Origin of the sequence: Prevotella sp. CAG:255, assembly GCF_000431195.1 — a bacterium.
Taxonomy (GTDB): domain Bacteria; phylum Bacteroidota; class Bacteroidia; order Bacteroidales; family Bacteroidaceae; genus Prevotella; species Prevotella rara.
In genome coordinates this window covers 22,507-32,570 of sequence record NZ_HF986756.1, presented here as the reverse complement: position 1 = coordinate 32,570, position 10,064 = coordinate 22,507, and the positions used below count along the sequence as shown (strand labels likewise).

Genomic DNA, 10,064 nt, shown 5'->3' with positions numbered 1-10,064 from the left:
CAGGCTGCTGAATAAAGAAGGGTTATTATTAGTATTTTTAATCATAAAATCTGCAAGTTTCTTAACCCAAAGATAAGAAAACTTGCAGATTTATCAAAGACTTTTATTGATTAAATTACTGAATACTAGTAGATAATAATCTTTTTAAGGGACGACTAATTTAGCTCCATTCCGCCTTCTCAACAGAGTGTTTAGTGATAAATTTAGGCCGTTTAACTCCAACCGGGCATTATTATTTTGCTGGATAGCTGCTTAATATCCGTCGCTTTGCCGTTTGCTTTTTAGGCAGATGTAACGAACTATGTCAAGAAAAACGGGCGAAAAGGCGTCTATAGAAAATATAAGAGGGCTGAAAACAGGAATACGTCAAATAGATAAAACAATATGCGGTCTTATGGCCGATTTGTAGCATTATCTTATTCATAATGCTTGTTGGCGATTAATATTGCAGAATATTGTCATTTTTATCTGTTTCCCTGCTTAGATTTGTCGTAAAGCTTATTTCTGTAAAAATTAAAATGCTCCGAATAAAGGCTATCCCATATTCGGAGCATTATTTTGTAGCAAAACGCTATTGTCATAAGGCTTTCTTGCCTGTAAAATGGCAGGGCATTGCCCGTTTTTGTCTCTGTTATGCCGTGTAGCGTTATGATTTGTCAGATACTGTTGAGCTTACTGTCTTACGCTTTCAACCTTATATCCGGCTTTCTTCAGCAGTTCCAGCACGCCTTTTTCTCCCGTCAGATGTCCGGCTCCTACGGCAAAGAATGTAGCTCTCTTCTTCATTATCTCCGGCATCTTCTTTATCCAGTCGGCGTTGCGGTTATATATCAATGCGTCCTTTTCCTGTGGAGTGTAGTCGCAGCTGTTGTTCAGTTTTTCTTCCATAGCGTCGTTTATGGCCTTCAGGTCTTGTGTAAAGAAGGCTTTGGTGATGTTTTCTGTCATCATCTCATACATATCCTTATTGTCCGCAAGGCACAGCAGCAGTTCTTTCTGGCGCTCTTCCGTCTGTCCCTTGTACAAGAGTTCCATCTGGAAGTCTATTGTCTCGAGCGCGCCAACAGTCTTACCCTGTTCCTTGGCCTTATTCTGAAAATACTCGTCAAAAGTCTGGTTCGGGTTAAATTTCGGGTTCTTTTTAAGATACATCAGTACGGTCAACTGTGTTGTAAGGGCCTGTGGCGACATTTTCCCGAACTGTTGTGCCACTATCGGGTTGGTCATGTCTATGCCTATAATGTCCTTCATCATGGCGTTGATACGTGCCATTTCCTCGGCTGTGAACATCTTGTCTATCGTCTGTCCGTCCGGGAGCATCATGGCGCTCTGTAATTTTGCCATGTTTTCAGGAGCAGTCATTTCCGACATTATTATTTCTCCGTAAACCTGTTCAGATGCGTCTAGGGCATTTTTCAGTCCCGGTATGCTGTCAGCAAAAGATGCCGGTGCAAGATGGTATGTGCCTATTATGTACGACGGTTTGCTCAGTCCGTTGCCGGATATCTTCCATAAAAGTTGCGCCTGAATGCCTATTAACGCAACAAACAGCAAAAATGCAGAAAATAAAATTCTTTTCATAGATAGAATTATTTAGGGATTACACATTTGTCATGATACTAAAAAATTATTCCGTACAAAGATAGCCAATTGTCATGCAAAAACGAAATGATAAGAAAGTTTTTTGTGTCCTGCCTCTTTATTTTTGTCTAAAGTGCTTGTTTTTAGCATGTTACGGTGCAGCAAAAAAAGAGAGCGGCCAATTGACCGCTCTCAACCAACACAAAAACTAAACTAGACTTAATTAGACGAAATCAAGATTTTCACAAACCCTGAATTGTCGATGCAAATATACGATATATTTTTTATACAACCAAATAATTATGCGCCTTTTTACACTTTTCTGCAAAATTTTAAAGTTTTATTGTTTTTGATAACAAATATTGGTCAAGTATTGTCATGGCAGCCATGGCTTCTACTATCGGTACGGCGCGTGGCAGCACACATGGGTCATGTCGCCCTTTGGCTTTGAGGTTCACTTCTTCGCCGTCCTTATTTACGGTCGTCTGGTCTTTCAGCAGTGTTGCTATGGGCTTGAACGCTATTCTGAAGTAGATGTCCTCGCCGTTGCTTATGCCTCCCTGTATGCCTCCGCTGTTGTTCGTTCTTGTGGCTATGCGCCCGTTGTCATTGAAGAAGAGGTCGTTCACTTCGCTTCCGCGTCTGGCGCTCATGCCAAATCCAGCTCCAAACTCAATGCCTTTCACGGCGTTTATGCCCAGCATGGCACTTCCGAGGGCTGCATGCAGCTTGTCAAACTCGGGCTCTCCGAGTCCTGCCGGGCAGCCTTTTATCACGCACGTAATTGTTCCGCCTATGGTGTCGCCCTCAGCCTTAACCTCCGAAATAAGCTTTATCATCTCTTCGGCTTTAGCCTTGTCGGGGCATCTTACAATGTTTTCCTCGGCCGACTCAAGGTCGTATTTCCTGTAGTCGCTGTTGAGAGCGATGGTGCCAACCTGTGATGTGTAGGCATTAACCGATATACCTAAACGTTTTAGAGCCAGCTTGGCCAGCGCTCCGCCTACGCATCTGCTTATGGTTATTCGTGCCGACGAGCGGCCTCCGCCCCTGTGGTCACGTATCCCATATTTGTAATTATATGTAAAGTCTGCATGCGACGGACGGAAAACGTCCTTCATGTTGTCATAGTCGGACGATCTTTGATTGGAGTTTCTCACGATGAAGCCGATGGGGCAGCCCGTAGACTTGCCTTCAAACACTCCGCTCAATATTTCAACCTTGTCGGCCTCCTTCCTCGCTGTTGTTATGGCGCTTTGTCCCGGTTTTCTTCTGTCAAGCTCGCCTTGTATGAAATCAAGGTCGATGTCTATTCCTGCCGGATATCCGTCTACAACTCCGCCGACAGCCTCGCCGTGGCTTTCGCCGAAGGTGGTCAGTCTGAACAATTTTCCGAAAGAGTTACTCATGTTTTGCAGAACCGTTTTTACTTTAACATAAAAAATCGGCAAAACGGCTACAGCGCTTGTCGTGTCATAGCCTTTTGCCGTTATAGGTTCAGGTCTGTTGCTGTATTTGCCTATACGCTTTTCAGACCTTTGTCTGTGCTGTTCTTTTCTTTAGTTGCAGCAGCAGCCGTTGCCGCCTTCGTGTCCGTGGTGGCATCCTTCGCCGTGCTCATGGTGGCATCCCTCACCATGTCCGTGATGACATCCTTCGCCATCTCCGTGGTGATGTCCGCAGCAACAGTCGCCTCCGTCTTCGCCATGGTGTCCGCAGCAGCATCCTTCGCCGCTCATGCGGTTGATAAGACCCTGAATTTCTTCGTTAGTAGCCTCTCTAGACTCAACGATATGTCCTTTGAAGTTGAGTGTCTTGCCAGCCAGCGGGTGGTTGAGGTCCACTCTAACCTTGTCTTCGCCTACTGATACAACTTTTGCCAAAAATCTGTTTCCGTCTTCGTTCTGCAGCGGAATAATGGCGTCTTTATATATGTTGTCATGGTCGAAGTGTCCGTTTATGCAGAAGATGTTCTTGTCAAGGTCGAGCACATGCTCTTCCTCATAGTCGCCGTAAGCCTCGTCTTTCGACAGGGTGATGTCAAATTCTTCACCCTTGTTCAGCCCGGCAGTGGCATTCTCGAATGCATCGAGCGTTATGCCGTATCCGCTGATAAACTGGAACGGCTCATTATCGGTAGCCTCTTCAACGAGTTCGTTTGAGTTGTTGTCTACAACATACAGTCTGTAAGCTACTGCTATGTATTTGTTCTTGTTACTTTCCATTTCTTGACTAAAATTTTCTTTTGAGTGCAAAGATAATGCAATTTGTGCTCAGAATAAAATAAATCGTGTTTAAATTTTCTGTTTTTCTGTTTATTCTCATGCCCGTTTCTTGTTCTCATGCCCTGTCTTTACTTGTTTTTGGTGCATCTTTTTTGCCGTTATGAACGGATGAAGGGGTATTGTCTTACTTTATGTTACAAATATTTTGCTGTTATTTCATATTGTTGTAATATATTCTAAACAGATTGCTAAAAGTATTTTAAATATTTGATTTAGGTCAAAAAAGTAAGCTGTTAACGCAAACAGCATGATATTTTTATTTCGCTTTGTCGGATTTTGATGTATCTTTGCACCGTCGAAAGACAAAAAGAGATAAATAAATTTAGGATAACGAGCTGAGGCGATTCGTGAGAAAAGAGCCGGGGCTCAAGGTAAAATGAAAATTTAAGGATTATGAAAAGATTGTTTTTAACCGTCGTAGCTGTGCTCAGCATGACTATGACATTTGCAGAAGATGAGAAGTTGAACAACGTTGAGAGCGCAAAAGCTTACAACATGGAAGTTAACTACGGCAAGCTCGCTGACTTCCTCGGTCTTTCTTCAGACCAGCTTGAGGCTGTTCAGGACATTCACACTTCATTCTGCGCAGACATGTTGAATGCTGCCAACGCTAATTCAGACGAGCGTGCATCTATGGTTAACGGTGCAGTAGAGAAAGACCTGAAGTACATGCGTAACGTTCTTACCGGTGATCAGTTCCGCAAGTATCTGATGCTTCTGAACGTAACATTCAACAACCGTGGCATAGAAAGATAATCATTATCGTATATCAGGAAGTCCGCCTGTGCGTAAGCTCAGACGGACTTTTTTTGTTTTGTGTCCTGACTGCCATATTTGTATGTGTCGTTTGACATTTTGCTGCATCTTGTTATTGTGTCTCATTATCGCGGTATGACATTCTGAAATGTAATGAAATATTACCGCTGAAACAGAAAACTTTTTTATTTTGACGCTCTCAGAATGGCGTTGCTCTTTATGAAAGCATGTTTTCCTCTGAAAAATAGCCGGATATTGCAGTCTCTGCTAAATTGCATTATATCAGCGGTTTAGAATATTCTGCCATATAGACGTAACTCGGATGTTGCCCAATATGTGCCCTTTTGTGTTGCAAAAGCATAGGTTTCTGCATGCAAAACGGCAAGTTTTACCAGCCGAAATCAATGCTTTTTTTATTAAAAACAAGTGCTTTTTAGGTTCTAAGAGATGCCGTTTGTGAATATAGGTTAATTTATTGCTGCTGTTGATTGTGTCAAATTAACTTATGTTAGCAGTATGATTCCTATTTTACAGAAAACTCATGACATGATTTTTGACTTTTTCTTGAAAATATTTTCGTGAGTCTGTTGACTTTGATTTAGGGTAAAACTCAGTCGTTACGGCCATGGCCTAATCATTTCTAGGTATTGTCAGAAACCCTATTTTTAGGTATTGCAGTATATTTTCTTGTACGTTATCTTTGCAGCCGTAAAGACAAATAACTCATAAATGATAAAATTGATATGGAAAAGACATGTATAATTTACGGTTCGTCAACGGGAACCTGTCAGGCCATTGCCGAGAATATAGCCGGCAAGCTGGGTGTGGGAGCTGCCGACGTGCTTGACGTTTCAAGTATAGACGCTTCAACTCCGGATGCTTACACAAATCTGATTTTGGGCACTTCTACATGGGGAGCAGGCGAACTTCAGGACGACTGGTACGACGGACTTGAGGCACTTAAGCAGGCCAACCTTTCCGGAAAGACCATTGCTCTGTTTGGCTGCGGCGACAGCGAGTCGTATGGCGACACGTTCTGTTCGGCTATCGGCGAGATATACAATGCACTTAAAGACAGCGGAGCAAAGTTTGTCGGTGCCGTTTCGACAGACGGCTACACCTATGACGATTCAGCTGCCGTGGTAGACGGCTGTTTTGTGGGGCTTGCGCTCGACGATGTCAATGAGCCGGACAAGACAGACTGCCGCATCGACGCATGGCTTGAAAGTATAAAGAACAGTCTTTAGTTAATTTAAAACAACATGAATTATGAGAACGGATGCCATTATTACAGAGATACTGCCACCTGACATGAAGGTGCTGATGAACCATATTTACGAGTATAAGAAAGGTGTGCGCCAGATGGTGCTCTTCACTTTCAACAAGAGATATGAGGACTATGCCACGGCGCGCCTTAAGCGGCAGAACATCAGCTATATACTTCAGCCGGTGGGCAACGACCGCATAAACCTGTTTTTCGGCCGCAAGCAGTGTCTCGAGGCTATCCGTCTCATGGTTACACGGCCGCTGAGCCAGCTCACGCCAGAGGAGGACTTCATCCTCGGAGCTATGCTCGGCTATGATATCTGCGCGCAGTGTGAGCGCTATTGTGAGCGCAAATGCCGCAGCTGCATGAAGGCACAATGACGTAAAGTAGATGATAAACTTTTTAGAAATCTTGTTCGCTAAGTAAAATTCATAATGTTTTTGTATACATTGATCGTGGCCGGCTGTGAAGTCGGCCACGTCTTGTTTGTAAAGTTATGTTGGCTGCCGTGTCTTTCCGTATGCCGCCATTCTGTGGTATTACGTTTTATATGTTTAATTTGTTTCTTATTATTTGTAGGAACAAATAATTTTCATTATCTTCGCAAATAAATAAGATTAGTGTGTATGATAGAATATTTTGCCGATAATTTGTGGCAGATGTGGACTCTCATAGCCATTGTCTGTCTTATAGTAGAGCTTACCAACGGAGACTTCTACGTGATGTGTTTTTCCATTGGTGCGCTGCTTACGGTTCTTGTCTCGCTGTTTGTGCCGGGTTTTTATCTGCAGCTTTTCCTGTTTTTGCTGTTTTCGGTGTTGTGCATATTCTTTGTGCGTCCGTTTGCCATAAAGTATCTGCATGGCAGCCGTAAGGAGCGCCTTAGCAATGCCGATGCCATTATAGGCCGTACAGGCCGCGTCAGCGAGACTATCGTTGAAGGCGGATACGGACGCGTGGCCATCGACGGTGACGACTGGAAAGCCGTCACGGCCAATGGCGAAAGTGTGGCTGTAGGGCAGAGCGTAAGGGTTATAGGGCGCGAGAGTATTATCATCACGGTAGAGAAAATTTGATTTAATAACCTAATAATCTTTTAAATTATGGACATCGTTGCTTATATCTTTATTGCGCTAATTATATGTGCGCTCATCGTAGTGAAGAAGAGTCTTGTCATCATACCTCAGTCGGAAACAAAGATTATAGAGCGTCTCGGCAAGTATTATGCCACGCTGAAACCCGGAATAAACATCATCATACCGTTTATTGACCGCGCAAAGGAGATTGTAACCATGCGCCGCGGCCGCTACATCTACAGCAACTCTATCGACCTTCGCGAGCAGGTCTACGACTTCGACAAGCAGAACGTGATTACAAAAGACAATGTGCAGACGCAGATCAACGCCCTGCTTTATTTTCAGATTGTAGACCCGTTCAAGGCTGTTTATGAGATAAGCAATCTTCCCAATGCCATCGAGAAACTTACGCAGACCACTCTGCGTAACATCATCGGAGAGCTTGAACTCGACCAGACGCTCACATCGCGCGACACTATAAACACCAAGCTGCGCGCCGTGCTCGACGATGCCACCAACAAATGGGGTATTAAGGTTAACCGCGTTGAGCTCCAGGACATCACACCTCCTGAGAGCGTGCTTCAGGCAATGGAGAAGCAGATGCAGGCAGAACGCAACAAGCGCGCCACCATTCTTACGAGCGAGGGCGAGAAGGCTGCTGCCATACTTAAGTCGGAAGGTGAGAAGACAGCCATAATAAACAAGGCTGAGGCCGACAAGCAGATGGCCATACTCAACGCCGAGGGCGAGGCTCAGGCCAAGATACGCAAGGCTGAGGCCGAGGCAATAGCCATACAGAAGATTACTGAAGCTGTGGGCAAGAGCACCAATCCTGCCAATTATCTGTTGGCACAGAAGTATATCAAGATGCTCGAAGACGTTGCCAGCGGCGACAAGACCAAAACCGTTTATCTGCCTTATGAGGCCACAAACCTTATGGGCAGCATAGGAGGAATAAAAGATTTGTTTAAGTCAGAATAATAACTTTAAAATTTTTATGGTATAAGGAGACGCGAATAAGTTATAATGCCGGTTGGTGCCGAAGGTTGCTGCCGTTGGTGGCAGCGTGCCGTTACGGTGATGTGTCACTGTCAGGCCGCTGCGCAAATAGTGCGGCCGTTAGTCATTGCCTTATTAAGTCTATATCTTGTTCCGGCCGGATAACAGTTTGCGTTTCTCCGTTTATTTTATTTGTTATGTTGAATATTTGTATAGTTGCCGGCGCACGGCCAAACTTTATCAAAGTGGCTCCGCTTGTGAGAGCTGTTATCAAGGCCAAGGAAGAAGGCCGCGAAATCGACTACCGTCTGGTTTATGCAGGAACAAAAGAAGACGCCACGCTTGAGTCGTCTCTTTTCAGTGACCTCGAAATCAGTGAGCCTGATGTTTATCTGGGCGTCGACTGTGTCAGTCTTAATGAACTTACAGGCCGTGTCATGGCCGAGTTTGACAAATATCTTGAAGCCAATCCTGCCGACGTGGTTATAGTTGTCGACGACTTGGCTTCAACAATGGCTGTTGCCATTGTTACAAAGAAACACGGCGTTACGCTTGCACACCTCGTGGCAGGAACACGTTCGTTTGACATCAAGATGCCGAAAGAAATCAACCGTCTTGTCATCGACGGCCTTTCAGACCTTCTTTTCACGGCTGGTATGGGCAGCAACAGCATTGTTACGCGCGAAGGTGCCGAGCTGTCGCAGGTCTACATGGTGGGCAACATCCTTATGGATACGCTGCGCTACAACCGCGCCCGCTTTGTGCGTCCTGCCGTCCTCGATGAACTTGGCATCAGCGACAACCGCTATCTGGTTTTCACTCTTAACCGTAAGGCTCTTATTGCAGATGCCGACAACCTGAAGAAGATGGTTGTTGCCATGTGTCGTGCTGCCGGTGACATTAAGGTTGTGGCACCGCTCCGTTCTGCGGCTAAGGCCGTTGTTGAGCAGTTTGCGGCAGAATGCGGCAATCTTGTCATTGTCAATCCTCTGTCATATCTTGAGTTTGGTTATCTAACGGCTAACGCCATGGGTATTGTTACCGACTCGGGCAATGTGGCAGAAGAAGCTACTTTCAATAGTGTTCCATGCATAACGCTTAACAGCTATACAGAGCATATAGAGACGGTTAAGTGCGGTTCAAACGTGCTTGTTGGCGAGAATGCAGAAAAACTGGCTGAAGCCGTTGCCGACATGGTTGGCGGAAGTTGGAAGAAATGTTCGTTGCCCGACCGCTGGGATGGTCGCACGGCAGAGCGTATTGTGCAGATTCTTTTAGAAATGAAATAACAAAATGGAAAGGAAGGTTGTATTGATTACCGGTGCCACAAGCGGTATTGGCGAAGCTTGTGCGCGTAAGTTTGCCGAGGGAGGTTACGATTTAATCCTTACAGGACGTAACGAGGAGAAACTTAAGGCAATATGTGAAAAGGTAAAGGCGTTTGGAGCTGACGTGCTGCCGCTGACATTTGATGTCAGAGACCGCGAAGCTGCCACTGCGGCTGTTGAGTCGTTGCAGGGAAAATGGAAGACTGTCGACGTGCTGATAAACAATGCTGGTCTTGCTCTTGGACTCGACAAAGAGTATGAGGGCGATTGGGAAGATTGGACAACAATGATTGATACCAATATAAAGGGACTGCTCATAATGACTCGTCTCGTTGTTCCTGCTATGGTAGAGCGCAACAAGGGCCATATCATCAATATCGGTTCTGTGGCAGGTGATGCTGCTTATGCCGGAGGAAATGTTTATTGTGCTACTAAAGCTGCAGTGAAAGCTCTTTCTGACGGACTGCGTATCGATGTTGCACACACAGCTGTGCGTGTTACAAACGTTAAGCCCGGGCTGGTTGAAACCAATTTCAGTGTTGTCCGATTCCATGGCAATCAGGAGAAGGCCGACAATGTATATAAAGGAGTTCAGCCCCTTACCGGCGATGATATAGCTGATGTTGCATTCTATGCAGCAAGTGCTCCTGAGCATGTGCAGATTGCTGAAGTGCTTGTTCTTGCTACGCATCAGGCCAACGGTACGGTCATCGACCGTAATCCTGACAGGGTGGAGCATCTTTCATAATGAGCCGGTTGGTGTACAGTGCTG

The 10,064-nt window shown here is 45.1% G+C and carries 10 protein-coding genes; 7 read left to right on the top strand and 3 right to left on the bottom strand.

Features of this window, described 5'->3' with window-relative positions; genetic code table 11:
• Window positions 1–672 precede the first annotated feature (672 nt).
• The 3 genes from QVO66_RS00225 to QVO66_RS00215 all read right to left on the bottom strand — a co-directional run bounded on the left by QVO66_RS00225 (window position 673) and on the right by QVO66_RS00215 (window position 3,806).
• Window positions 673–1,581, bottom strand: a complete 909-nt coding sequence (locus QVO66_RS00225; protein ID WP_021853342.1) for a TraB/GumN family protein — start codon at window positions 1,579–1,581, stop codon at window positions 673–675.
• A gap of 332 nt (window positions 1,582–1,913) precedes the next feature.
• Window positions 1,914–2,990 (bottom strand): chorismate synthase, encoded by a 1,077-nt coding sequence (aroC, locus tag QVO66_RS00220; RefSeq protein WP_021853341.1) that lies wholly within the window; start codon window positions 2,988–2,990, stop codon window positions 1,914–1,916.
• Between the two features lie 150 nt (window positions 2,991–3,140).
• Window positions 3,141–3,806, bottom strand: a complete 666-nt coding sequence (locus QVO66_RS00215; RefSeq protein WP_021853340.1) for an FKBP-type peptidyl-prolyl cis-trans isomerase — start codon at window positions 3,804–3,806, stop codon at window positions 3,141–3,143.
• Window positions 3,807–4,259: 453 nt separating this feature from the next.
• Here QVO66_RS00215 and QVO66_RS00210 point away from each other — a divergent pair, with 453 nt between their 5' ends.
• From QVO66_RS00210 to QVO66_RS00180, 7 genes are all read left to right on the top strand, one after another.
• Entirely contained in the window at window positions 4,260–4,622 is a 363-nt protein-coding gene (locus QVO66_RS00210) for a hypothetical protein (protein WP_021853339.1), read from the top strand.
• A 743-nt stretch (window positions 4,623–5,365) separates the two neighbouring features.
• On the top strand, window positions 5,366–5,869 hold the full coding sequence (gene fldA, locus QVO66_RS00205) for a flavodoxin FldA (protein ID WP_021853338.1): 504 nt from the start codon (window positions 5,366–5,368) through the stop codon (window positions 5,867–5,869).
• A 22-nt stretch (window positions 5,870–5,891) separates the two neighbouring features.
• Complete coding sequence (locus QVO66_RS00200; RefSeq protein ID WP_021853337.1) at window positions 5,892–6,269, top strand: DUF2023 family protein; 378 nt, start codon at window positions 5,892–5,894, stop codon at window positions 6,267–6,269.
• A 246-nt stretch (window positions 6,270–6,515) separates the two neighbouring features.
• Window positions 6,516–6,965, top strand: a complete 450-nt coding sequence (locus tag QVO66_RS00195; protein WP_021853336.1) for an NfeD family protein — start codon at window positions 6,516–6,518, stop codon at window positions 6,963–6,965.
• Between the two features lie 27 nt (window positions 6,966–6,992).
• A complete protein-coding gene (locus QVO66_RS00190) occupies window positions 6,993–7,946 on the top strand; it encodes an SPFH domain-containing protein (RefSeq protein WP_021853335.1) in 954 nt (317 codons plus the stop codon).
• Window positions 7,947–8,164: 218 nt separating this feature from the next.
• Complete coding sequence (locus QVO66_RS00185; RefSeq protein ID WP_288172391.1) at window positions 8,165–9,253, top strand: UDP-N-acetyl glucosamine 2-epimerase; 1,089 nt, start codon at window positions 8,165–8,167, stop codon at window positions 9,251–9,253.
• Window positions 9,254–9,257: 4 nt separating this feature from the next.
• Window positions 9,258–10,040 (top strand): SDR family NAD(P)-dependent oxidoreductase, encoded by a 783-nt coding sequence (locus QVO66_RS00180; RefSeq protein ID WP_021853333.1) that lies wholly within the window; start codon window positions 9,258–9,260, stop codon window positions 10,038–10,040.
• The last annotated feature ends 24 nt before the right edge of the window (window positions 10,041–10,064 follow it).

Coding starts and splice junctions, on each gene's coding strand:
- aroC (WP_021853341.1), bottom strand. CDS start 2,990: ATGAGTAACTCTTTCGGAAAATTGTTCAGACTGACCACCTTCGGCGAA.
- QVO66_RS00190 (WP_021853335.1), top strand. CDS start 6,993: ATGGACATCGTTGCTTATATCTTTATTGCGCTAATTATATGTGCGCTC.
- QVO66_RS00180 (WP_021853333.1), top strand. CDS start 9,258: ATGGAAAGGAAGGTTGTATTGATTACCGGTGCCACAAGCGGTATTGGC.
- QVO66_RS00200 (WP_021853337.1), top strand. CDS start 5,892: ATGAGAACGGATGCCATTATTACAGAGATACTGCCACCTGACATGAAG.
- QVO66_RS00225 (WP_021853342.1), bottom strand. CDS start 1,581: ATGAAAAGAATTTTATTTTCTGCATTTTTGCTGTTTGTTGCGTTAATA.
- QVO66_RS00215 (WP_021853340.1), bottom strand. CDS start 3,806: ATGGAAAGTAACAAGAACAAATACATAGCAGTAGCTTACAGACTGTAT.
- QVO66_RS00210 (WP_021853339.1), top strand. CDS start 4,260: ATGAAAAGATTGTTTTTAACCGTCGTAGCTGTGCTCAGCATGACTATG.
- QVO66_RS00195 (WP_021853336.1), top strand. CDS start 6,516: ATGATAGAATATTTTGCCGATAATTTGTGGCAGATGTGGACTCTCATA.
- fldA (WP_021853338.1), top strand. CDS start 5,366: ATGGAAAAGACATGTATAATTTACGGTTCGTCAACGGGAACCTGTCAG.